Consider the following 23,205-nt stretch of genomic DNA (forward strand, 5'->3'; position numbering starts at 1 on the left):
GCGGCCCAGACTGGGCTCCCGCCTTTGCGGGAGAACACTTCTAAACCCAACCGTGGCCGCGCCCGTCTCGCGCGCCAGCGCCAACGCACCGCCCAACCCACATCCCCCCGTCATCCTGACGAAAGTCAGGATCCAGAGCCACGCAGTCCGTCGCCCGCGACTCTGGATCCTGGGTCGAGCCCAGAATGACGGTCGAAGCTCAGCGGAGGCGCCTCCGTTGTCGCCGTCCACACCGCCCGCCTCAACTCATCGCGTCCTGGCCCGGCTTCTCCCCCAACGCGACTGGTCGAATCACGCCGCAACGCCTACCTCACACCCATGCATTCCGGTTACGTCCCGCTCCGCGTCTTCTCCTGCTACACCATGCTCGACGGCGCCATCGATCCCAAGGCGATCGCCAAGCAGGCGCGCGCGCTCGGCTTTCCCGCCGCCGCGCTGACCGACCGCAACGGGCTGTACGCCGCGATGGCCTATTCGGACGCGGCAAAGAAGGACGGCGTGCAGCCGATCATCGGCGTGATGCTGGGGCTCAGCCGCCCCGACATGCCCGACGGCGTCACCACCCCGTTCGACTGGATCGCGCTCTACGCGCAGAACACGACCGGCTATGACAACCTTTGCGCGCTCGTCTCGATGGCGCATCTCGACCGCCCGATCGAGATGCCCGCGCATGTCGATTTCGCCGCGCTCGAACGCCACACCGACGGGCTGATCGCGCTGACCGCGGGCGGCGAGGGCGGTCTCGCCCGCCTGTTCGCCGAAGGCCAGCCCGACCGCGCGCGCGCCTATCTCGACCGGCTGCAAGGGCTGTTCGGCGACCGGCTCTATATCGAGCTCTCGCGCCGCGGCGATGCGACCGAGATCGCGGCCGAGGAGGCGCTGATCGACATCGCCTACGAGCGCACCCTGCCGCTGGTCGCGACCAACCCGTGCTGCTTCACCGAAAGCGCGTTCGGCGATGCGCACGACGCCATGCTCTGCATCGCGCATTCGACCTATGTCGAGACCGAGGACCGCATCCGCAGTTGCCCCGAAGCGTGGATGAAACCTGCGCCGGTGATGCACGCAATGTTCTCCGACCTGCCCGAGGCGATCGCCAACACGCTGGTCGTCGCGCAGCGCTGCGCGGTGATGGCGCCGTACCGCAAGCCGATCCTCCCCAGCCTTGCCGGTGATATCGAGGGCGAGGCCAAGCTGCTGCGCGACGACGCCGAGGCCGGGCTCGAAAAGCGTCTGGCGCGCATCACCGAGCTTCACGGGGAGGGCGAGGACGGCTGGCGCGAGGTGTATCGCAAGCGCCTCGCGTTCGAGGTCGGCGTGATCGTGCAGATGGGCTTTCCCGGCTATTTCCTGATCGTCGCCGATTTCATCAAATGGGCGAAGGATCACGACATTCCGGTTGGTCCGGGCCGTGGGTCTGGCGCAGGCTCGGTCGTCGCCTGGGCGCTGACGATCACCGATCTCGATCCGATCAAGCTCGGCCTGCTGTTCGAGCGCTTCCTGAACCCGGAACGCGTGTCGATGCCCGATTTCGACATCGATTTCTGCGAAACCAGGCGGGTCGAGGTGATCCGCTACGTCCAGGAGAAATACGGCCGCGATCAGGTCGCGCAGATCATCACCTTCGGTAAGCTGAAGGCGCGCGCGGTGCTCAAGGATACCGGCCGCGTGCTGCAGATGAGCTACGGCCAGATCGACCGGCTCGCCAAGCTCGTCCCCAACCACCCGACCGATCCCTGGACGCTCGAGCGTGCGCTGAACGGCGTCGGCGAGCTGGCCAAGGAATATGCCAACGACAATGGCGTGCGAAAGCTGCTCGATCTGGCGATGAAGCTGGAGGGCCTGCCGCGCCACTCGTCGACCCACGCCGCGGGCGTGGTGATCGGCGACCGGCCGCTCGCGCAGCTCGTGCCGCTCTACCGCGATCCGCGTTCGGACATGCCCGTCACGCAGTTCGACATGAAATATGTCGAGGGTGCGGGCCTCGTGAAGTTCGATTTTCTCGGGCTGAAGACGCTGTCGGTGCTCCAGAAGGGCGTGCAATTGCTCGCCAAGCGCGGCGTCAAGGTCGATCTCGACGCGCTCGAATGGGATGACGCCGGCGTCTACGCGCTGCTCCAGAAGGGCGACACGGTCGGCGTGTTCCAGCTCGAATCGGAGGGCATGCGCCGCACGCTGTCGGCGGTCCGCCCGTCCAATTTCGGCGACATCATCGCGCTCGTCTCGCTCTACCGACCGGGCCCGATGGACAATATCCCGTCCTTCGGCCGCCGCAAGAACGGCACCGAGACGATCGAATATCCGCACCCCGCGCTCGAGACGATCCTGTCCGAGACCTACGGGATCTTCGTCTACCAGGAACAGGTCATGCAGGCCGCGCAGATCCTCGCGGGCTTCTCGCTCGGCGGCGCCGATCTGCTGCGCCGCGCGATGGGCAAGAAGATCAAGGCCGAGATGGACGCGCAGCGCGCGATCTTCGTCGAGGGCTGCGCCAAGGTGAACAACATCCCGAAGGCGAAGGCCAACGAGCTGTTCGACTTGATCGACAAGTTCGCAGGGTACGGCTTCAACAAGAGCCACGCGGCCGCCTATGCGCTGCTCGCCTACCAGACAGCATGGCTGAAGGCGCATTACCCGCACGAATTCTTCGCCGCGTCGATGTGCTACGACCTGCACCAGACCGACAAGCTCGCAATCTTCACGGACGACATGCGCCGCCTCGGGATCACGTCGCTGCCGCCGTGCATCAATGCCAGCCAGGCCGAGTTCGACGTCGAGGTGCTGCCCGACACCGAGGAAGAAGACAGTTCACCCGCGAAGGCGGGTGCCCAGACTGGGTCCCCGCCTTCGCGGGGAAACAATCTGGCGGTGCGCTATGCTCTGGGTGCGCTGAAGTCGGTCGGCGAGGGCGCGATGGAGAAGCTCGTCGTTGAGCGCGTCCAGAACGGACGGTTCGGCGGTCTTGACGAACTGGCCAAGCGGGTCGACCCGCGGCTCCTGAACAAGCGCCAGCTCGAGACGCTTGCCGCCGCGGGCGCGTTCGATGGGCTCGACCCGAACCGTGCGGGGATCCATGCCACCGCCGAGACGATCCTTGCGATCGCCGCGCGCACGCACGAACAGAAGACGAGCGGGCAGGGCGGGCTGTTCGGCGATGCCGAGCCCGCGGGCGACGCGATCAAGCTGCCGCCGTCGGTGCGCTGGACGCTCAGCCAGCGGATGGACCAGGAGAAGGAGGCATTCGGCTTCTATTTCTCCGCGCACCCGGTCGATCGCCACCGCCACATCGCCAACAGCCACGGCGCGCGCGCCTATACCGCTCTGTCCGAACTCAACATCCCCGACGACGGCAGCCGCGCGGGCGCGACGATGGCGGTGCTGGTCGAGGACGCGCGCTACCGCACGTCCGCGCGCGGCAAGCGCTTCATGATGGCGCAGTGCTCGGATGCCAGCGGCCAGTTCATGGCGACGTGCTTCGACGAGCAGGTTTCGAAGGATCTGGAGGAAGCCGCCAAGGCCGGCGGTTGCGGGCTCATCACCGTCGAGCTCGATCGCAAGCCCGGCGAGGACACGCCGCGAGTCAGCATCAAGCGGATCCAGCCGTTCGAGGGGCTCGCCAACCTCGCGCGGTTCCAGGTGGTGGTGACGATCTCGGACATGGCCGCATTCGCCGGGCTGGCCGCGTTGCTCGCGGAGCACCGCGGCGCGCGCGGCGAGGTACGGGTCCGCGCGCCGCTCCCCGATGGCGAGGTCTGCATCCTGCTCGGCCGCGACTTTCTGCTCGACGGCGAACTTGCAGAGCACATCGAGTCGTTGCACGGTGTGACCAAGGTGGAGCTGAAGACCTCTGAAACGAGGCTCGCTCTGGTCGGATAACAGCTTGGGAGAGCGAGAATGCTGGGTGGAATGCAGGATTTCGAGCTTCGCGTCCCCCGGCTGATCGACCACGCTGCGCGCGAACATGGGGCGCGGGAACTCGTCAGCTACTGGGCCGATGGTCGCGAGACACGCACGACCTGGTCGGGCATTTCGCGCGACGCGCGCAAGCTCGCGCAGGCGCTCGAAAAGCTCGGTGTCGCGGCCGGTGACCGCGTCGCGACGCTCGCGATGAACCACGCGCATCACCTCATCGCCTGGTACGGGACGATCGGCATGGGCGGCGTGATCCACACGATCAACCCGCGGCTGTTCGACGAACAGCTCGTCTACATCGCCAACCACGCCGAAGACCGCGTGATGCTCTACGACAAGGCGTTCCAGCCACTCGTCGACCGGCTGCGCGGGCAGTGGACCAGCGTCCGCCATTATATCTGCTTCGACGATCTCGGCCCCGACGGTTTCCAGGCGCTGCTCGATGCCGAGGATGGCGATTACAACTGGGTCGAAGGCCCCGAACGCGATCCGTGCATGCTCTGCTACACCAGCGGCACCACGGGCAATCCGAAGGGCGTGCTCTACACGCACCGCTCGACGATGATCCACGCGATGGCGGAGGTCGCGCCCTGGGTGTTCGATCTGTCGCCGAGCGCGGTCGTGCTGCCGGTCGTGCCGATGTTTCACGCCGCCGCCTGGGGGCTGCCGTTCGCCTGCGCGCTGTCGGGGGCGAAGGTCGTCTATTCCGCGGTCAACGATCCTGCGGTGCTGTGCCGCCTGATGAATCAGGAGCGCGTGACGCATTCCGCCGGCGTGCCGACCGTGTGGCTGGCGATGTTCGGCCATATGGACGCGACCGGTGAGGCGCCCGAGTATCTGAAGCTGGTCACGATCGGCGGTTCGGCGGCGCCGCGCGCGATGATCGACCGGATCATGCGGATGGGGGCCGATGTGAAGCACCTCTGGGGCATGACCGAGACCTCGCCGATCGGCACAGCCGGCTTCGCGCCGCCGCATTGGGACGACATGACGCATGACGAGAAGCTCGATCTCGTCGGCAAGCAGGGCAGCGTCCCCTTCGGGATCGAGCTGCGCATCGTCGACGACGAGGGCAATGTCCTCCCGCGCGACGGGTCGATCGCGGGCAAGCTCCAGGTCCGCGGGCCGTGGGTGGTGCAACGCTATTTCGGCGCGGATGAGGATGCGGTCGATGGGGACGGCTGGTTCGACACCGGCGACGTCGCGATGCTCCACACCGACGGCACGATGCAGATCACCGATCGCTCGAAGGACGTCATCAAGTCCGGCGGCGAATGGATCAGCTCGGTCGATCTCGAAAACGCCGCGGTCGGCTGTCCGGGAGTCGCGGAGGCGGCGGCGATCGGCGTGTATCATCCCAAATGGGACGAGCGCCCGCTGCTGATCGTCGTCCGCAAACCCGGCAGCGAGGTTACCGATCAGGCGATCCTCGATCACCTCGCGAAACACGTCGCCAAATGGTGGCTGCCCGACGCGATCGTCTTCGTCGACGAGCTGCCGCACACCGCGACGGGGAAGCTGCTCAAGACCGCGCTCCGCGATCGCTTCAAGGATTTCGCGCTGGCGGCGTAATCGAGTGCGGTCGTATACCGTGCCTTTCCGGCGTGCGGAGCGGCGCGGTGTCGACCTTTTTTGGAAATGGCCGACAACGGCGCTTAGCTCGTAGTTCGCGCCTTAAACCGAGCGCGGCGTGCGCTTGGCCTTCCGGATACGCGGCTCGACCAGCATGTCCGCCGCCTTCTTGATCTCCTGCCGCAATTCGTCGCGCTTCTCGTGGATCGACGCGATCACCGGACCCATCGCGACGCCGAGATCGACGAGTACCGCCTCGGCCAGCTGGAGCGAACTCTCCAGCGTCTCGGGCACCGCATCGGTCACGCCGGCGCGGTAGAGTTCGGCAGCATGCGCGGTATCACGCGCACGCGCCACGATCGGCAGGTCCGGCGCCAACGCGCGCACCCGCCGCGCGAGCCGGACCGTCAGCACCGGATCGTCCATCGTCAGGATCAGCGCCTTCGCGGTCTGCAGCTTCAGCCGGTCGACCAGTTCCGCGCGCGAAACGTCGCCGAACAGCACCGGGTGCCCTTGCCGCCGCGCGGCCTCGACCGAATCGATATCCGCCTCGACCGCGACATATTTCTGCCCGTGCACGGCGAGCATGTCCGCTACCATCCTGCCGACGCGACCAAAGCCGATCACGACCGTCCCGGGGCCGTCGTCGTCGATCTCGATGTCGCCCGTGTCCGCGACTGCCCGGCTTTCCAGCTGGCGCGAGACGGTGCGGCCGAGCTTGGCGAGCAACGGCGTGATCGTCAGGCCGATCGCGGTGACGGTCTGCCAGAACGACGCGGTCGATGGCATGATCAACTGCGCCTGCGCGGCGGTAGCGAGCACGATCAGCGTCGTCTCGGACGGGCTGCCCATCAACAGGCCCGTTTCGGCTGCCACCCCGCGCCGCGAATTGGCGACGCGCAGGAACAGGAACGTCACGACCGCCTTGACCGCGACCACGCCCGTCACCGCGAGCAGCAGCGACGGCCAGTTCTGCGCGATCAGCCGCAGGTCGAGGCTCATCCCGACCGAGATCAGGAACACGCCGAGCGCGAGGCCCTTGAACGGCGCGGTGATGACCTCGACCTCGCTGTGATATTCGGTCTCGGCGATCAGCAGTCCGGCGAGCAACGCCCCGACGATCGGCGATAGCCCGGCGGCGGTGGTCGCGACGCTGGCGACGATGACGACCAGCAGCGACGCCGCGAGGAACAGCTCGGGGCTCTTGGTCCGTGCAGCCTGGCCGAACAGCCGCGGCAGGACGACACGGCCGCCGACATACATCGCGACGACGGTCAGCCCGCCGCGCAAGGCCACGCCGGCGATATCCACCCAGCCATCGGCGCTCGCGGTCGGCGCGAGCGCGCCGAGCACGAAGATGATCGGGACGAGCGCCAGATCCTCGAACAACAGCATCGCGAACGCGCCGCGCCCGACCGCGCCGGTGGTGCCGACGAGCGGGAGGACCAGCGCGGTGGACGAGAGTGCGAGCGCAAAGCCCAGCCCGATCGCGCCGGCCCATCCCTGGCCGATGAAGTGGAGCGCGACGCCGATGATGAGCGCGGAGCCGATCAGCTCGGCCGCGCCGGTGCCGAACACGAGCCGTTTCATCGACCACAGCCGCTTGAACGAGAGCTCGAGCCCGATCGAGAACAACAACAGGATGATCCCGAACTCGGCGAACGGTTCGATCGATTCGGGGTTCGATATGGTGAGGTAGTAAAGCCACGGCGCGGCGCCCGTGAGCGCACCTAGCCCGGCAGGGCCGACGAGCAATCCGACCAGGATGAAACCGATGACCGGGCTCACCTTGAATCGCGCGAATGCGGGGATCACCAGCCCGGCGGCGCCGAGAATGACGAGCGCGTCGCTGAAACTTTGGTTGTCGAGCCGTAATGCCATGCCTGCAACCTTAGGGGAGGCGTGGCGGAATTGTCACCCGTGGTGTTGCATCGTCCTCAGACTCCTCCGTCATCCTGACGAAGGTCAGGATCCAGGGTCACACAGCGCTGCGGTTTTGGCTCTGGGTCCTGACTTTCGTCAGGATGACGGGAGGGGGGCAGTGTCTGACGAAAAACCCCGCTCCCGTCATCGGGGAGCGGGGGAATTCAGTTACGCCCAGTTGGCCATTTCGGTTTCGAGGTTCGAGCGGACCTGCTCGAAGAACTGCTCGGTCGTCATCCAGGGCTGGTCGGGCCCGATCAGGATCGCGAGATCCTTGGTCATGTGGCCGTCCTCGACCGTCTTGATGCAGACGCGCTCGAGCGTCTCGGCGAACTTCGTGACGTCGGGCGTGTCGTCGAACTTGCCGCGATACTTGAGGCCACCGGTCCATGCGAAGATCGACGCGATCGGGTTGGTCGAGGTCGCCTTGCCCTGCTCGTGCATGCGGAAGTGGCGCGTGACGGTGCCGTGCGCCGCCTCGGCCTCGACGGTCTTGCCATCCGGGGTCAGCAGGATCGAGGTCATGAGACCCAGCGAGCCGAAGCCCTGTGCGACCTGGTCCGACTGGACGTCGCCGTCATAGTTCTTGCAGGCCCAGACGAACTCGCCGTTCCACTTCAGCGCCGATGCGACCATGTCGTCGATCAGGCGATGCTCGTAGACGATGCCCGCTTCCTTGAACTTGTCCTTGAACTCGGCCTCGAACACCTCGGCGAACAGATCCTTGAAGCGGCCGTCATAGGCCTTCAGGATCGTGTTCTTGGTCGACAGGTACACCGGCCATTTCAGGTTCAGGCCGTAATGCATCGACGCGCGTGCGAAATCACGGATCGAGTCGTCGAGATTGTACATCGCCATCGCGACGCCCGCCGACGGGAACTGGAACACCTCGCGGTCGATCGTCGCGCCGTCATCGCCTTCGAACACGAGACGCAGCTTGCCGGGGCCGGGGACGAGGAAATCGGTCGCGCGATACTGGTCGCCGAACGCATGGCGGCCGACGACGATCGGGTGCGTCCAGCCCGGGATCAGGCGGGGGACGTTCTTGATCACGATCGGCTCGCGGAAGATCGTGCCGCCGAGGATGTTGCGGATCGTGCCGTTCGGCGACTTCCACATCTTCTTCAGGCCGAATTCGGTCACGCGCTGCTCGTCGGGCGTGATCGTCGCGCACTTGACCGCGACGCCGTGCTTCTGCGTGGCGAGCGCGCTGTCGATCGTGACCTGGTCGTCGGTCGCGTCGCGATGCTCGACGCCGAGGTCGTAATAATCGAGTTGGATGTCGAGATACGGCTTGATCAGGCGCTCACGGATCCATTCCCAGATGATCCGGGTCATCTCGTCGCCATCGATCTCCACGATCGGATTCTTTACCTTGATCTTCGCCATAGTCGGTCCTTCGGGGGAGGGGGTTGGACGAGCGTCTAGGGGAGCCGACGGCGTCGATCAACCGCCCGGCCGGGCAATTGACGACAGCGTTGATCGCGGGCTCGTTCAGGTTCGGCGTTGTATCGCGCGTTCAGCACGGATAGACCCGCACGCTATGGCATCGCTCGACAAGCCGCCCGTCACGACCTCCACGGTCAAATGGCGATTTCCCGCAGTCCATCCGGAAGGCTATAAATACGTCGCGATCGCGACCGGCATCACGCTGCTGCTGACGATGGTCAGCCATGTGCTGTTCTGGCCGATGGTCGGCGTCGTAATCTGGGTCGCGACCTTCTTCCGCGATCCCGTCCGCACCACGCCGCAGGGCGAAGGTCTGATCGTGGCGCCCGCCGACGGGTTGATCACGATGATCCAGCGCGTGCCGATCCCGCGCGAACTGGCCGGCGAGAACGGGCTGGGCGACGTACCGCTCGTCCGCGTGTCGATTTTCATGTCGGTGTTCGACGTGCATATCAATCGCACGCCGATCGCGGGCACGATCCGCCAGGTCGTTTATATCTCGGGCAAGTTCCTCAACGCCGACCTCGACAAGGCGAGCGAAGAGAATGAGCGTCAGCATTTCGTCGTCGAGGATCGCAACGGCATGCGAATCGGCTTCACGCAGATCGCGGGCCTCGTCGCACGACGCATTCTCGGCTTCGTGAAGGCGGGTGACATGGTTGCGGTCGGTCAGCGGATCGGTCTGATCCGATTCGGCAGCCGGGTCGACGTGTACCTGCCCGATCATGTCGTGCCGCAGGTGTGCCTCGGTCAGCGCAGCATCGCAGGCGAGACCGTGCTGGGCCGCGTCGGCGGCGTGCCGGTCGGCGGCATCGCGCAGTGATCGAACACGATCCGGCCGTGCCGGCGGACGCGCGTGGCCCGATTCGATCCGGTCGACCGCGTCGCGCCCCGCGCGGTCTTCCGCTGCGGGCCGTCGCCCCGAACGCAGTCACCGCGCTCGCGCTGTGTTCCGGCCTGAGCGGTGTGCGGTTCGCGATCGGTGGACAATGGGAGAGCGCGGTCGCGATGATCATGGTCGCGGGCGTGCTCGACGGGCTCGACGGCCGGATCGCCCGGATGCTGCACGGCGAGAGTCGATTCGGCGAGCAGCTCGATTCGCTGTCCGATGCGATCTCGTTCGGCGTCGCGCCGGCGTTGATCGTCTATCTCTGGTCGCTCGCCGCACTTCCGCGTGTCGGCTGGATCTCTGCGCTAATCTTCGCAGTGTTCTGCGCGCTACGTCTCGCACGCTTTAACGCCAAGATCGATGAAAGCGACCAGCCGCATAAATCCGCGGGCTTCCTGACCGGCGTTCCCGCGCCTGCGGGGGCCGGGCTCGCGCTCATGCCGATGTTCTTCTGGTTCTGGACCGACGAGCCGCGTTTCGCGTCGCCCTATCTGGTGGCGCCGTGGATCGCGTTCGTCGCGCTGCTGATGGTATCGAGCATCGCGACCTATTCCTGGGGGTCGCTCAAGCTTCGCCGGAACGTCAGGTTCGAGGCGCTTGCGCTCGTCGTCCTGCTCGGTGCAGCGCTGGTGAGCGCGCCATGGCACACGCTCAGCATCATCTGCATTCTCTATCTGATCTCGATGCCGTTCAGCATCGCAAGCTACGCCAAGGTCAGGCGGCAGCGTTCCAGCGGCGCGCGGGTGGCTGAACCGACGTCGACGCCCAGCGCCTGACCGCTATCCGGCGCTCGGCAACCGCAAGCGCCCGGAGCGGCTGGAAGGCGGGCTCGACGTTGCCGAGCGCAAGCCGGACAATACGGTTCCATTGCGGGGCGATCGCCGTGACGATCGTCATCCCTGCAACCCCGAATGCACCTGCGAATATCACGAAGCTCAGAACCAACATCACGTCCGCCTTCCTGTAAGTTGCGAACAATTCACTAACGTCCGCAAACACTTGGCCAGAAACTTCGTTCCGTTCGTCGCATTTTGATTCCCGTCATGCGGGGCCGAATCTGCGCCGAGTCGAACATCTGTTCCCCTCTGAACCCTTTATGTTCTCATTGCGTTCCGACTGTCAAGCGACGCTCTGTGGCTTGTGTTTTGCCTGGCACCCGGTTAAGGGCCGCGCCTCTAACCCCGCATGGGAGGCATCATAGCCCGGTGCGTTTCGGTCATTCGGCCGGCACGTCATCCGCTTCCCAGAGGCACAACCGGAAGGATATATCCCTATGGCGGCACCAGTCGTCTCGATGCAGCAGCTCATTGAAACGGGCGCACATTTTGGTCACCAGACGCATCGCTGGAACCCCAAGATGAAGCCTTACATCTTCGGTGACCGCAACGGCGTCCACATCCTCGACCTCTCGCAGACCGTGCCACTGTTCGCACGCGCGCTCGAGTTCGTCTCGTCGGCCGTCGCCGGCGGCGGCAAGGTCCTGTTCGTCGGTACCAAGCGTCAGGCGCAGGAGCCCGTCGCGGACGCCGCACGTCGCGCAGGCCAGCACTTCGTCAACCATCGCTGGCTGGGCGGCATGCTCACCAACTGGAAGACCATCTCGGGTTCGATCAAGCGTCTGAAGACGCTCGAGGAAATGCTGTCGGGTGACACCGTCGGCCTGACCAAGAAGGAAGTCCTTCAGCTCACCCGCGAGAAGGACAAGCTCGAGCTCTCGCTCGGCGGCATCCGCGACATGGGCGGCATTCCCGACGTGATGTTCGTGATCGACGCGAACAAGGAAGAGCTGGCGATCAAGGAAGCGAACACGCTGGGTATTCCCGTCGTGGCGATCCTCGATTCGAACGTGTCGCCGGACGGCATCGCCTTCCCGGTTCCCGCGAACGACGACGCCGCCCGCGCCATCCGCCTGTACTGCGAGGCGATCGCGATCGCCGCGACGCGTGGCGGCCAGGAGCAGCAGCGCCGCACGGGTGCCGACATCGGTGCGATGATCGAGCCGCCGAAGGAAGAGGCTGTTGCCGAGCCGGTCGTGGAAGCTTCGGCTGACACGGCACAGGTTGCGGCGAATGCCGAGACCGCCGCAGAGTTCGCGGCCGAGGGTGAGCGCCAGATCGACGCATAAGCGTCGTCGCCGAACCGTCATGCGGGCGGGGTAGGGCATTCGCTCTGCCTCGCCCGCAACTACATTCAGACCTAAACAAGGATGAGAGACATGGCCGATATCACGGCAGCAATGGTCAAGGATCTGCGCGAAAAGAGCGGCGCGGGCATGATGGATTGCAAGAAGGCGCTCAGCGAGAACGCCGGCGACATGGATCAGGCGATGGACTGGCTGCGGACCAAGGGTCTCGCTGCCGCCGCCAAGAAGTCCAGCCGTACCGCGGCCGAGGGCCTCGTCGGCGTCGCCGTGTCGGGCACCAAGGGGGCTGCGGTCGAAGTCAACTCGGAAACCGATTTCGTCGCCAAGAACGACCAGTTCCAGTCGTTCGTCCGTGACGTGACTCAGATCGCGCTCGCGAAGGGCGGCGACATCGAGTCGCTCAAGTCGCAGGCGATGCCGTCGGGCAAGACCGTCGAGGAAGTCCTGACGAACAACGTCGCGACGATCGGCGAGAACCAGTCGCTGCGCCGCTCGCGCACGCTGGAAGTCAGCAAGGGTGCGGTCGTTCCCTACATCCACAACGCCGCTGCTCCCGGCCTCGGCAAGATCGGCGTGCTCGTCGCGCTCGAATCGGAGGCGTCTGACGAGGTTCTCCAGTCGCTCGGCAAGCAGCTCGCGATGCACATCGCTGCCGCATTCCCGAAGGCGCTGAACGAAGCGGACCTCGACGAGGGCGAGATCGAGCGCGAGCGCGCGATCGCGACCGAGAAGGCGGCCGAATCGGGCAAGCCTGCCGACATCATCGCCAAGATGGTCGAAGGCGGCATCGCCAAGTACCGCAAGGAGCACGCGCTGGTCAGCCAGCTGTTCGTGATGGACGGCAAGACGAAGATCTCCGACGTCGTCGCCAAGGCCGGCAAGGATGCGGGCGCCGAGATCAAGCTGGTGGACTATGTCCGCTTCCAGCTCGGCGAAGGCATCGAGAAGGAGCAGTCCGACTTCGCAGCCGAAGTCGCTGCCGCATCGGGCGTTCCGCAGGCGTAACCCTACTCTCCCTCTCCTGTCCGGGGAGAGGGAAGGGGCCCGCGGCCGCTTGGCCGTGGGAAGGGTGAGGGGAGTGGCGAGGTCGCGAACCTCACGCCCCCTCATCCGGCCCTACCGGGCCACCTTCTCCCCAAGGGGAGAAGGACAAGGCGGTGGTATTCCGCCCGCTCCGTCATCCCCGGGCAGGCGGGGATCCACATCCTCCACGGGCGGTGATCGATACAGACGCCAGCCATTATGGGTTCCCGCCTCCGCGGGAATGACGCTACTTGTCGTGTGCGCACGACCGAGGCCGATGATTTTTCCGTCGAATTGCCGTCAGGAATCGGTGCAGGCGTTGCGCAGCGCTTCCCATCGTGGCGCTCGCCGCCTAAGGTCCGCGCCGCCCCGCCAATCACAATTCGAGATTTATGACGCCTCCGCGCTTCAAACGTATTTTGCTGAAACTGTCGGGCGAGGTCCTCATGGGACCGTCCGGCCTGTCGATTGATCCGACCGTCACCGCGCGTGTCGCGCAGGAGATCGCCGACATCAGAGCCAAGGGCTATGAGATCTGCATCGTCGTCGGCGGCGGGAACATCTTCCGTGGCATGGCCGGCGCCGCCCGCGGGATGGACCGCGCGACCGGCGACTATATGGGCATGCTCGCGACCGTGATGAACGCGCTCGCGGTGCAGAACGCGCTCGAGCAGATCGGCATCGACACGCGCGTCCAGTCGGCGATCCCGATGGCGAGCGTGTGCGAGCCGTTCATCCGCCGCCGCGCTGAGCGCCACCTTGAAAAGGGTCGCGTCGTGATCTTCGCGGCGGGCGTCGGAAGCCCCTATTTCACCACCGATTCGGGCGCCGCGCTGCGTGCTGCCGAGATGAAGTGCGATGCGCTGTTCAAGGGCACCTCGGTCGACGGCGTGTACAACGCCGACCCGAAGACTCACCCCGACGCGGTGCGATACGAGACGGTGTCGTACAGCCGCGTGCTGTCCGACGACCTCAAGGTCATGGACGCGAGCGCAATCGCGCTGTGCCGCGACAACAATATCCCGATCGTCGTCTTCAACATCCGCGAACCCGGCAATCTCGCCGCGGTGCTGGCGGGTGATGGCGTGTCGACGGTCGTTCAGAACGAGCAGGAGAGTTAAGATGGCAGCGTATGACAAGAGCGACCTGGAACGCCGCATGGCGGGTGCCGTCGAAGCGCTGAAGCATGACCTGGCCGGTCTGCGCACGGGCCGCGCGTCGACCGCGCTGCTCGATCCGGTGATGGTGACGGTCTACGGCTCGTCGATGCCGCTCAACCAGGTCGCGACCGTGTCCGCGCCCGAGCCGCGGATGCTGTCGGTGCAGGTCTGGGACAAGTCGAATGTCGGCCCGACCGACAAGGCGATCCGCTCAGCCGGCCTCGGGCTGAACCCGATCGTCGACGGCCAGACGCTGCGTCTGCCGATTCCCGACCTGACCGAGGAGCGCCGCAAGGAGCTCGCCAAGCTCGCCGGCCAGTATGCCGAGAAGGCGCGCATCGCGGTGCGCAACGTGCGTCGCGACGGCATGGATTCGCTGAAGGTCGACGAGAAGAAGGGCGTATTCGGCGAGGACGAGCGCAAGCGTCACGAAGTCGAAGTCCAGAAGCTGACCGACAGCACGATCGCGGATCTCGATGCGACCGCGACCGCCAAGGAAAAGGAAATCCTGGGCAAGTGAGGCCGTTGGCCTCTTCGACTGCGCCGTTGGCTGCCGTCCCTTCGGGCGGCGCGGTGCCGCGTCATGTCGCGATCATCATGGACGGCAATGGCCGCTGGGCGAAGAAGCGGTTCCTGCCGCGCTTTGCCGGGCACAAGGCCGGGGTCGAGGCGGTGCGCAAGGTGACGCGCGCCGCGCGTGCCATGGGGATCGAGGCGCTGACGCTGTACGCGTTCTCGTCCGAGAACTGGCGTCGCCCGGTCGAGGAGGTCAGCGATCTGATGGGATTGCTGCGGCATTTCATCCGCAGCGATCTCGACGAACTCGCGCGCGAGAATGTCCGGCTGCGCGTGATCGGCGACTATCACAGCTTTTCGCCCGATCTGGTGGCGATGGTCGACGATGCGATCGCGCGCACCGCGACCAACACCGGTCCGATCCTGGCGATCGCGCTGAACTACGGCGCGCATGCCGAGTTGGTGACCGCCGCGCGGCGCCTCGCCGAGCGTGCGCGCGACGGCTCGCTCGATCCTGCCGACATCGATGCGGCGGGAATCGAGGCCGAACTCGACACGCATGACCTGCCGCCGCTCGACCTGATGATCCGCACCTCGGGCGAGCAGCGTCTGTCGAACTTCCTGCTGTGGCAGGCAGCCTATGCCGAGCTGCTGTTCGTCGACACGCTGTGGCCCGACTTCGACGGCGTCGCGCTCGCCGACGCGGTCGCGGCGTTTGGTCTGCGCCAGCGCCGTTATGGTGGGCTGTGACGCTTACCGACCCTGAAAAGGCGCCCGATCAGGCGCTTCGCACACCGTCGAACCTGCAACTGCGGATGATCGCGAGCGTCGCGATGATTGCGGTCGCGACCGTCGCGCTGATGATGGGCGGGATCGTCTTCTGGCTGCTCGGCGTGCTCGCCGCGCTGTTCATGATGGCCGAATGGTCGATGCTTCAGGGCGTCGATCGCGCGACCAAGCGGACCGCGCAGTTCGCGCTGTCGGTTCCACTCGCGCTGATGGCGCCTGCATCGCTGATCATCGTCGTCCGCGACTTCTTCACGCTCGGGTTGCTGGCCGGCGCGACGTTCTTCGTTGTCATCATTACCCGCCGGCCGCGGCTCGCGCTTGGGGTGATCTATTGCGGGCTGCCCGTGCTCGCGCTGATGGTGATCCGCCGTCAGGACGACGGCATTCTCTATACACTCTGGGCGCTTTCGCTCGTCTGGGCCTGCGACATCGGCGCGTTCTTCACGGGGCGGACGCTCGGCGGCCCCAAGCTCGCACCGGTGATCAGCCCGAACAAGACATGGTCGGGCCTGATCGGCGGGATTGTCCTTGCAAGCCTCGTCGCGGCCGCGCTGCACTATAGCTATGCACTGCCGCTCCGCCTGGCGCTGGCGACCCCGATCCTCGCGGCACTGGCGCAAGGCGGCGATCTTTATGAGAGCTGGTTGAAGCGCGTCGCCGGCGTCAAGGACAGCGGCAATATCCTGCCCGGCCATGGCGGCGTCATGGATCGCCTCGACGGTCTCGTTCCCGTTGCACCGGTCGCGGCGCTGCTTATCCTGCTGCCGCACCTCCTGCCATGAAGACGATCACGATCCTCGGCGCGACCGGCTCGGTCGGGACCTCGACGCTCGACCTCGTCGAACGCGAGCCCGATCGCTTCCGCGTCGTCGCGCTGACTGCCAACTGCGACGTCGCCCGATTGGCGGCGGCCGCGATCCGTACGCGCGCCGAGCTTGCGGTCGTTGCCGATCAGCGGTGCCTCGCCGATCTGCGCGCGGCGCTTGCCGGCACCGGTATCCGCGCAGGCGGGGGCGCGGACGCGATCGCGGAGGCCGCGTCATCGGGCGCGGACTGGACGATGGGGGCGATCGTCGGATGTGCGGGGCTGAAACCCGTCATGGCTGCCATCGAGCAGGGCGGCACCGTCGTCATCGCGAACAAGGAACCGCTGGTATCCGCGGGCGACGTGATCCTGGCCGCCGCGGCGCGATCGGGCGCGGTGCTGCTGCCGGCCGATTCCGAGCACAACGCGATCTTCCAGTGCTTCGACTCCGCGCGCCCCGAGGGCGTGCGACGGATCATCCTGACGTGCAGCGGCGGTCCGTTTCGCGACTGGACGACCGAACGAATGCGCGACGTCACGCTCGAACAGGCGGTCAAGCATCCCAACTGGTCGATGGGCGCGAAGATCTCGGTCGATTCCGCGACGATGATGAACAAGGGGCTCGAGCTGATCGAGGCGGCCCGGCTGTTTCCGATTCCGCATGACCGGATCGAAATCGTCATTCATCCGCAGTCGGTGATCCATTCGCTTGTCGACTATCAGGACGGATCGGTCCTTGCGCAGCTCGGCCCCCCCGACATGCGGACGCCGATCGCGCACACGCTGGCGTGGCCCGCACGAATGGCGACGCCGATGGCGCCGCTCGATCTGGTCGCGATCGGCCGCCTCGATTTCGAAGCGCCCGACCCGGCGCGCTTCCCTGCGCTCCGGCTGGCCCGCGAGGCGCTGGAAGCGGGCGGGGCCCGGCCAGCGATCCTGAATGCTGCCAACGAAGTCGCGGTCGAGGCTTTCCTGCAACGACGTATCGGCTTCCTCGAAATAGCCGCAATCGTGGAAGATACGCTGTCGTGCTACGACCCGGTTGCGCCGGACAGCGTCGAGGCCGTGCTGGCGATCGATACCGAGGCGCGGATACTGGCGGACAAGCGGGTAAAGGATTGCGTGGTTTGATCGAAACGCCGGGTATCCTGTTGACGATCCTGTCCTTTGTCCTCGTGATCGGACCGCTCGTGTTCGTTCACGAGATGGGCCATTATCTTGCCGGCCGGTATTTCGGCATCAAGGCTGACGCGTTTTCGATCGGCTTTGGCCGCGAGATCGCAGGCTTCACCGACAAGCGCGGGACGCGCTGGAAGTTCGGCTGGCTGCCACTCGGCGGCTATGTGAAGTTTGCCGGCGACATGAACCCGGCCAGCCAGCCTTCCGCGGACTGGCTTGCACTTCCAGCGGCCGAGCGCCGGCAGACGTTCCAGGCAAAATCCGTGTGGCAGCGCGCGATCGTTGTTGCCGCGGGGCCCGTCATTAATTTCATCGTCGCGATCGTCATACTCGGCGGCTTCGCGCTCGCTTATGGCGATATCCGCATGCCGCCCGTCGTCGGTGCGGCGATGCCGGGCAGTCCGGCGGCCGCGGCAGGGCTTCAGGCGGGAGACCGCGTCACCGCGCTCGGCGGTCGCTCGATCGAGACATTCGACGACATGGCCCGCTTCGCGCGAATCCGTGCCGGCGAGCGCGTCCGCATCGACGTGACGCGCGACGGGCAGCAGATCTCGCGCGACCTCGTCATCGCGACCGACTTGCAGCGTGATCGGTTTGGCAATGAATTTCGAGTCGGTCGGCTTGGGATTGCCGGGTCCAAGCCCGTGATCGTTCCCGTCGGGCTGCTCGAGGCCCCCGTCGTCGCGGTCAAGCGGACGGGTGAGATCGTGTCGATGATGGTGGAAACGCTCGGCCAGGTGATAACCGGGCGGCGTTCGGTCAAGGAGCTGGGCGGTCCGCTCAGCATCGCCAAGGTGTCGGGCGAGCAGATGTCGCTGGGGATCGAGGCCTATGTGTTCCTTATTGCCCTCGTCTCCATCAATCTGGGGTTCATCAATCTCCTGCCAGTGCCGATGCTGGATGGCGGACATTTGTTTTTCTATGCGATCGAGGCGGTTCGTCGCCGGCCCGTCGACCCGGAGGTTCAGGAATGGGCTTTCCGCGGCGGGCTGGCGGCCATTCTTGCGCTCATGCTTCTCGTGACCTTCAACGATCTGGGCAATTTCGGCCTGTGGAAGAATCTGGCCGGCTTGATCGGGTGACGCGGTTAGGGCAGGGCGGGCGCGCCCTTGCGTATGCAAGTTTCTTGGGGTGGGTTTGGTGACAGCAATCAACGGTTACACTTTTGCGCGTAACGGCGCCCTGCTTCTCGCAGGAACGATGCTGTCCGGCGTGCCCGTCTGGGCACAGACCGTACCGGCACCTGTCGCTCGGTCGACGGGACCGGCGGCCGCGCGACCTGCGGCTACCCCTCGACCTGCAGCTACAACGCCCTTGGCGGCTCCTGTATCCCAGACGCTGATCAAGACTTTGCGCGTCGAGGGTTCGCAGCGCATCGAGCCGGAGACGGTGCTCAGCTATACCAAGCTGCGCGTGGGGATTCCGTACACCGCCGAAACGCTCGACCAGGCGCTCAAGGACCTGCAGGCCAGCGACCTGTTCGCGGACTATTCGATCTCGGGCGTGGAGGATGGCAACATCGTCCTGCGCATCCGCGAGAACCCGATCATCAACCGCGTCATCCTCGAGGGCAACAAGGCGCTCAAGGCCGACAAGATCACCAAGGAGATCAAGCTCGCGCCGCGCCAGATCTTCACGCGCACCGCGGTCCGTCAGGACATTGCGCGGATCATCGAGCTGTATCGCCGGCAGGGTCGCTTTGCTGCGGTCGTCGACCCGAAGATGGTCAATCTCGACCAGAACCGCGTCGATGTGGTGTTCGAGATCAGCGAAGGACCAAAGTCCAAGGTCCGTCAGATCAACATCCTCGGCAACGAGGTGTTCTCCGACGACCAGATCCGCGGACAGATGGCGACCAAGCAGGCACGTCTGTTCCGCCTGCTGTCGTCCGCGACGAGCTATGACCAGGATCGCCTGAGCTACGACCAGCAGAAGCTGCGCCAGTTCTACCTGACCGAAGGCTATGCCGATTTCCGTGTCACGTCCGCCGTTGCCGAACTGACGCCGGACAAGAAGGACTTCATCATCACCTATGTGGTGGAGGAGGGTAAGCGGTATAAGTTCGGCGACGTCACCGTCGACAGCCAGATCCGCGATTTCGACAACAAGAAGCTCGCGTCGACGCTGCCGCTCAAGAAGGGCGAATGGTACAACGCGAAGCTGGTCGAGGATTCGGTCGACAATCTGAGCCAGACCGCGGGCCTGTTCGGCTATGCGTTCACCGAGGTGAACCCGGAGTTCCAGAAGGACGCCGAAACGCTGACGATGGGGATTAACTTCAACATCGCCGAAGCCAAGCGTACCTATGTCGAGCGCGTCGAGATCAACGGCAACACGCAGACGCAGGACAAGGTCGTGCGTCGCGAGATCCGCCTTGCCGAGGGCGACGCCTTCAACAGCTTCCAGGTCAAGCGTTCGCAGGATCGCATCAACTCGCTGGGCTATTTCCAGGACAAGATGGAAATCAAGCAGACGCCGGGTTCCGCACCCGATCGCGTCATTCTCGAGACCAATCTCGAAGAACGGTCGACCGGCGAACTGCAGTTGTCGGCAGGCTATTCGAGCCTCGAACGCTTCATCATCCAGGCCAACATCACGCAGCGTAATTTCCGCGGCAAGGGGCAGGAACTCCGCGCCGGCGTGAACTATTCCAGCTATTCGAAATCGATCGAACTGGGCTTCACCGAGCCCTACCTGCTGGACAAGAATATCGCGATCGGCGGCGACCTCTTCCGGCGCGATTTCAACTCGTTCAACTATGTCGGCAACGATCGCCAGACGACCTATTCGCAGGTCTCGACCGGCTTCCAGATCCGCGCCGGCGTGCCGCTGACCGAATTCTGGTCGCTTTCCGGTCGATACGGCCTGTCCTATGACGAGGTCGGCCTCGACCAGGCCTCCTATTTCACGAACGGTGTTTGCGATCCGCTCAAGGCCGGTCGTTATCTCTGCGAGGCGCTCGGCAACCGCTGGACGTCGTCGATCGGCTACTCGCTCATCTACGACACGCTCAACAGCCGCTTGCGTCCGACCGCGGGCCAGCGCTTCTCGTTCAGCCAGGACTTCGCCGGTCTTGGCGGCGACGTGAAATATATTCGTACCCGTGCCGAAGGGTCGAAGTTCTGGAATCTTGGCAGCGGCTTCATCGGGTCGGTCATCGCCGAGGGCGGCTATATCCATTCGCTCGAGAAGAGCCGTGGCGAAGGCGTCGACCGCGTCCGGATCACGGACCGCTTCTATCTTGGCGAGCCTCAGTTCCGTGGCTTCGACATTCGCGGCGTCGGGCCGCGCGTGCTGCGCCAGCAATATGTCACCGCGGCGGATGGCACGCAGACCGTCGTGACCGATCGTAACCAGATCGTCGATGACGCGCTTGGCGGCAGGGCCTATTACCTGGCGCGCGCGGAAATCGAGATCCCGTTGGGCTCGGGTGCTCGTGAGCTCGGGCTTCGTCCGACGATCTATGCGCAGGTCGGCAGCCTGTTCGGGATCACGCGGCCGTTGCCGACGGCGACCTTCCCGACCTCGGTCGACGCGAACGGCAACGTCACGGTGCTGCCGATCAACACGCCGTTGTTCGACAGCGCGGGTCGCCAGCTCTACTTCAATACGTATACGCCGACCGGCGCGACCGAGACCGCGCAGCGTGCCACGACGTGCCAGACCGGCTATTCGGATACGCTCGGCGGCGCGTGCGCCGGGGCAGAGGCGAACATCATCGCGACCAGCGCGATCGCGCCGTTCAAGGAAACCTTCCTCGGCAATTCGCCGCGACCGCGTCTGTCGGTCGGTATCGGCGTGAACTGGAATTCGCCGTTCGGACCGCTGCGTATCGATCTCGCCAAGGCATTGCTCACGCAGCCGGGTGACGACCCCAAGCTTATTACTTTCAACGTAGGGACACAGTTCTGATGACGACGTTCAAGACGCTTCTCCTCGCTGCGGCAGTGCTCGCGCCCGCCGCGATCGTCGCTCCCGCGGCGCAGGCCCAGGTTTCGGGTATCGCAGTCGCCGATCCCCAGGGCGCGATTGCCGCCTCCAAGGCGTGGACCACCGCGCGTGGTCAGATCGAGACGACTTACAAGGCTCAGCTCGATCAGGCTGAAACGCGTCGCCAGGCGATCGCACGTGAGCTTCAGCCGCTCGTGACCGCGTTCCAGACCGCGCAGCGCGCACCGACACCGAACGCTGCCGCTCTGCAGACTCAGGCGCAGACGATCCAGGCACGCGAAACCGCAGCCAATCAGGAGCTCGCCCGCCTGACCCAGCCCGCGCAGCGTGCGCAGCAATATGTGATCGAGCAGATCCAGGCGAAGCTCGGCGACGCGGTCACCAACGCTGTGCGCGCAAAGAACGTCACGCTCCTGCTGCGTCCCGACGCAGCGCTGTTCGCGCAGCCGGCGGCCGACATCACCACGTCGATCACGGCCGAGCTCGACCGACTGGTTCCAACGGTCGGCATCACGCCGCCCGCAGGCTGGCAGCCCAACCAGCAGGGTCAGCAGGGTGGCGCGGCTGCCGCTGCACCGGCGGCTCCTGCGCGTGGCGCACCAGCGCGTACGCAGCCCCAGGGTCGCTGAGGCGCGATTCCGTGAGCGCTGACAACGGACACACTGGATCCGACGCCGCATCCGGCCAGTCGAGCGGTCCGCTCGACATTGGCCGGGTGATGGCGGCGCTGCCGCATCGCTATCCGATGCTGCTGGTCGATCGTGTCGTGGACCTCGTCCCCGACACGTCGATCACGGCGATCAAGGCGGTGTCGATGAACGAGCAGTTCTTCCAGGGACATTTTCCTGGGCGCCCGATCATGCCGGGTGTGCTCATCGTCGAGGCGATGGCGCAGGCGGCCGGAATCCTCGCGGTCGAGTCGCTCGGCCTCGCCGGCTCGGGCAAACTCGTCTATTTCATGGCGATCGACGGCGCCAAGTTCCGCAAGCCCGTGGAACCCGGCGTTCTCCTGCAGCTCGACGTCTCGTTTGTTCAGAAGCGCGCCAGCGTCTGCAAGTTCGCGGGTCGTGCTCTTGTCGACGGACAGCTTGTCGCCGAAGCCAATTTCACGGCGATGATCGCGGATCCGCCCAAGGCATGAAACCGCCCATCTTGTAACTCGGCGTGCTGCGGTGTACGGGCGCGCCTTCCTTTCAGGCTGGTCGGAACCAGCCACAATACCGGAGACTTTCGATGAAGGCCGATACGCATCCCGACTATCACATGATCACCATCCAGATGACCGACGGTACGAAGTACCAGACGCGGTCGACCTGGGGCAAGGAAGGCGATGTGATGACGCTCGAAATCGATCCGCTCGCGCATCCGGCATGGACCGGCGGTCGGGGCACGATGCTCGACACGGGCGGCCAAGTCGCGCGCTTCAACAAGCGCTTCGGTGGCGGTCTCACGCTCCGCAAGTAATGCCAGCCTGGCCGAGTGCCAGCTGACCGAGAGACAGAACCGGCGTACGCAATCAGGCGTGCGCCGGTTTTTTCATGTCTGACGTTCTGCGTCCATGCTCACCCAAGCAGCGGCTTTTTGCTCTGCTGCATGGCAGCGCAAACTTACGCTCGAGCTATTAGCGCTGGAAGCTCTCGAGGAGCCGGCCAGAGGGCTTTCGACCGTGATCAGTCAAAAATTGCCATAAAAGTGAAATTTGCATTTGACGGGGTTGGGGGAGGTGCCTAGAGGGGTGTCACCGCAGCGAACGGCCACACGGTCTGGTTGCTGCGGTCGCAAAAAACCAGATGCTCCAAGCTTCTCGAAAGGGAAGTTATGCGAGTGTCGGTCTTTTTGTCGGCTCTTTGACATTGTAGGTTTAGATGAAGGGACATGTGGGCGGCGGCTTGCG

General features: G+C 65.2%; 19 protein-coding genes. 16 read left to right on the forward strand and 3 right to left on the reverse strand.

Features of this window, described 5'->3' with window-relative positions; all coding sequences use genetic code 11:
• Positions 1 to 363: 363 nt before the first annotated feature.
• Both dnaE and ASE72_RS13470 read left to right on the forward strand, forming a co-directional pair.
• Entirely contained in the window at positions 364 to 3,876 is a 3,513-nt protein-coding gene (gene dnaE, locus ASE72_RS13465) for a DNA polymerase III subunit alpha (protein ID WP_235532349.1), read from the forward strand.
• 18 nt (positions 3,877 to 3,894) lie between these two features.
• Positions 3,895 to 5,484, forward strand: a complete 1,590-nt coding sequence (locus ASE72_RS13470; RefSeq protein ID WP_056021936.1) for a long-chain fatty acid--CoA ligase — start codon at positions 3,895 to 3,897, stop codon at positions 5,482 to 5,484.
• Between the two features lie 102 nt (positions 5,485 to 5,586).
• On the opposite strand, the gene ASE72_RS13475 is transcribed toward ASE72_RS13470, so the two are convergent.
• Positions 5,587 to 7,365 (reverse strand): cation:proton antiporter domain-containing protein, encoded by a 1,779-nt coding sequence (locus tag ASE72_RS13475; RefSeq protein WP_056021939.1) that lies wholly within the window; start codon positions 7,363 to 7,365, stop codon positions 5,587 to 5,589.
• Between the two features lie 210 nt (positions 7,366 to 7,575).
• Positions 7,576 to 8,796: an NADP-dependent isocitrate dehydrogenase gene (locus ASE72_RS13480; RefSeq protein WP_056021942.1), complete on the reverse strand. Its 1,221-nt coding sequence runs from the start codon at positions 8,794 to 8,796 to the stop codon at positions 7,576 to 7,578.
• Positions 8,797 to 8,950: 154 nt separating this feature from the next.
• On the opposite strand from ASE72_RS13480, the gene ASE72_RS13485 reads away from it, so the two are divergent.
• Together ASE72_RS13485 and ASE72_RS13490 are read left to right on the forward strand one after the other, a co-directional pair.
• Entirely contained in the window at positions 8,951 to 9,679 is a 729-nt protein-coding gene (locus tag ASE72_RS13485; protein WP_056021944.1) for a phosphatidylserine decarboxylase, read from the forward strand.
• A 41-nt stretch (positions 9,680 to 9,720) separates the two neighbouring features.
• Entirely contained in the window at positions 9,721 to 10,521 is an 801-nt protein-coding gene (locus ASE72_RS13490; protein WP_200916291.1) for a CDP-alcohol phosphatidyltransferase family protein, read from the forward strand.
• Here ASE72_RS13490 and ASE72_RS20550 read toward each other — a convergent pair.
• Positions 10,460 to 10,693, reverse strand: coding sequence for a hypothetical protein (locus ASE72_RS20550; RefSeq protein ID WP_235532361.1), 234 nt, complete (start codon positions 10,691 to 10,693; stop codon positions 10,460 to 10,462). The genes ASE72_RS13490 and ASE72_RS20550 overlap by 62 nt on opposite strands.
• Positions 10,694 to 11,018: 325 nt before the next feature.
• On the opposite strand from ASE72_RS20550, the gene rpsB reads away from it, so the two are divergent.
• The 12 genes from rpsB to rpmE all read left to right on the forward strand — a co-directional run bounded on the left by rpsB (position 11,019) and on the right by rpmE (position 22,775).
• The gene (gene rpsB / locus ASE72_RS13500) at positions 11,019 to 11,870 is read left to right on the forward strand and encodes a 30S ribosomal protein S2 (RefSeq protein WP_056021946.1); all 852 of its coding nucleotides are present in this window, start codon (positions 11,019 to 11,021) and stop codon (positions 11,868 to 11,870) included.
• Positions 11,871 to 11,960: 90 nt separating this feature from the next.
• A complete protein-coding gene (tsf, locus tag ASE72_RS13505; protein ID WP_056021948.1) occupies positions 11,961 to 12,893 on the forward strand; it encodes a translation elongation factor Ts in 933 nt (310 codons plus the stop codon).
• A 410-nt stretch (positions 12,894 to 13,303) separates the two neighbouring features.
• A complete protein-coding gene (gene pyrH, locus ASE72_RS13510; protein ID WP_056021950.1) occupies positions 13,304 to 14,032 on the forward strand; it encodes a UMP kinase in 729 nt (242 codons plus the stop codon).
• 1 nt (position 14,033) lies between these two features.
• Complete coding sequence (gene frr / locus ASE72_RS13515; RefSeq protein WP_056021953.1) at positions 14,034 to 14,591, forward strand: ribosome recycling factor; 558 nt, start codon at positions 14,034 to 14,036, stop codon at positions 14,589 to 14,591.
• 26 nt (positions 14,592 to 14,617) lie between these two features.
• Positions 14,618 to 15,337, forward strand: coding sequence for an isoprenyl transferase (locus ASE72_RS13520; protein WP_156350444.1), 720 nt, complete (start codon positions 14,618 to 14,620; stop codon positions 15,335 to 15,337).
• Positions 15,338 to 15,402: 65 nt separating this feature from the next.
• On the forward strand, positions 15,403 to 16,158 hold the full coding sequence (locus tag ASE72_RS13525) for a phosphatidate cytidylyltransferase (protein WP_056022404.1): 756 nt from the start codon (positions 15,403 to 15,405) through the stop codon (positions 16,156 to 16,158).
• Positions 16,155 to 17,312 carry a 1-deoxy-D-xylulose-5-phosphate reductoisomerase gene (locus ASE72_RS13530; protein ID WP_056021956.1) on the forward strand — a complete coding sequence of 386 codons (1,158 nt, stop codon included), beginning with the start codon at positions 16,155 to 16,157 and terminating at the stop codon, positions 17,310 to 17,312. Before ASE72_RS13525 ends, ASE72_RS13530 begins: the two co-directional genes overlap by 4 nt.
• The gene (gene rseP / locus ASE72_RS13535; protein ID WP_056021959.1) at positions 17,309 to 18,442 is read left to right on the forward strand and encodes an RIP metalloprotease RseP; all 1,134 of its coding nucleotides are present in this window, start codon (positions 17,309 to 17,311) and stop codon (positions 18,440 to 18,442) included. The genes ASE72_RS13530 and rseP overlap by 4 nt, the downstream gene beginning before the upstream one ends.
• Positions 18,443 to 18,560: 118 nt before the next feature.
• Positions 18,561 to 21,272, forward strand: a complete 2,712-nt coding sequence (gene bamA / locus ASE72_RS13540) for an outer membrane protein assembly factor BamA (RefSeq protein ID WP_082445988.1) — start codon at positions 18,561 to 18,563, stop codon at positions 21,270 to 21,272.
• Positions 21,272 to 21,940: an OmpH family outer membrane protein gene (locus tag ASE72_RS13545; protein ID WP_056021964.1), complete on the forward strand. Its 669-nt coding sequence runs from the start codon at positions 21,272 to 21,274 to the stop codon at positions 21,938 to 21,940. The genes bamA and ASE72_RS13545 overlap by 1 nt, the downstream gene beginning before the upstream one ends.
• A gap of 11 nt (positions 21,941 to 21,951) precedes the next feature.
• Positions 21,952 to 22,452 (forward strand): 3-hydroxyacyl-ACP dehydratase FabZ, encoded by a 501-nt coding sequence (fabZ, locus tag ASE72_RS13550; protein ID WP_082445989.1) that lies wholly within the window; start codon positions 21,952 to 21,954, stop codon positions 22,450 to 22,452.
• A gap of 92 nt (positions 22,453 to 22,544) precedes the next feature.
• Positions 22,545 to 22,775 carry a 50S ribosomal protein L31 gene (rpmE, locus tag ASE72_RS13555; RefSeq protein ID WP_031393312.1) on the forward strand — a complete coding sequence of 77 codons (231 nt, stop codon included), beginning with the start codon at positions 22,545 to 22,547 and terminating at the stop codon, positions 22,773 to 22,775.
• Positions 22,776 to 23,205: the final 430 nt, after the last annotated feature.

It is taken from the genome of Sphingomonas sp. Leaf20 (assembly GCF_001421535.1).
Taxonomy (GTDB): domain Bacteria; phylum Pseudomonadota; class Alphaproteobacteria; order Sphingomonadales; family Sphingomonadaceae; genus Sphingomonas.

What these genes read in the sequence shown, in the direction of transcription:
- dnaE (WP_235532349.1), top strand. Translation starts at nt 364, where the DNA reads ATGCTCGACGGCGCCATCGATCCCAAGGCGATCGCCAAGCAGGCGCGC.
- ASE72_RS13470 (WP_056021936.1), top strand. Translation starts at nt 3,895, where the DNA reads ATGCTGGGTGGAATGCAGGATTTCGAGCTTCGCGTCCCCCGGCTGATC.
- ASE72_RS13475 (WP_056021939.1), bottom strand. Translation starts at nt 7,365, where the DNA reads ATGGCATTACGGCTCGACAACCAAAGTTTCAGCGACGCGCTCGTCATT.
- ASE72_RS13480 (WP_056021942.1), bottom strand. Translation starts at nt 8,796, where the DNA reads ATGGCGAAGATCAAGGTAAAGAATCCGATCGTGGAGATCGATGGCGAC.
- ASE72_RS13485 (WP_056021944.1), top strand. Translation starts at nt 8,951, where the DNA reads ATGGCATCGCTCGACAAGCCGCCCGTCACGACCTCCACGGTCAAATGG.
- ASE72_RS20550 (WP_235532361.1), bottom strand. Translation starts at nt 10,693, where the DNA reads ATGTTGGTTCTGAGCTTCGTGATATTCGCAGGTGCATTCGGGGTTGCA.
- rpsB (WP_056021946.1), top strand. Translation starts at nt 11,019, where the DNA reads ATGGCGGCACCAGTCGTCTCGATGCAGCAGCTCATTGAAACGGGCGCA.
- tsf (WP_056021948.1), top strand. Translation starts at nt 11,961, where the DNA reads ATGGCCGATATCACGGCAGCAATGGTCAAGGATCTGCGCGAAAAGAGC.
- pyrH (WP_056021950.1), top strand. Translation starts at nt 13,304, where the DNA reads ATGACGCCTCCGCGCTTCAAACGTATTTTGCTGAAACTGTCGGGCGAG.
- frr (WP_056021953.1), top strand. Translation starts at nt 14,034, where the DNA reads ATGGCAGCGTATGACAAGAGCGACCTGGAACGCCGCATGGCGGGTGCC.
- ASE72_RS13525 (WP_056022404.1), top strand. Translation starts at nt 15,403, where the DNA reads ATGATCGCGAGCGTCGCGATGATTGCGGTCGCGACCGTCGCGCTGATG.
- ASE72_RS13530 (WP_056021956.1), top strand. Translation starts at nt 16,155, where the DNA reads ATGAAGACGATCACGATCCTCGGCGCGACCGGCTCGGTCGGGACCTCG.
- bamA (WP_082445988.1), top strand. Translation starts at nt 18,561, where the DNA reads ATGCTGTCCGGCGTGCCCGTCTGGGCACAGACCGTACCGGCACCTGTC.
- ASE72_RS13545 (WP_056021964.1), top strand. Translation starts at nt 21,272, where the DNA reads ATGACGACGTTCAAGACGCTTCTCCTCGCTGCGGCAGTGCTCGCGCCC.
- rpmE (WP_031393312.1), top strand. Translation starts at nt 22,545, where the DNA reads ATGAAGGCCGATACGCATCCCGACTATCACATGATCACCATCCAGATG.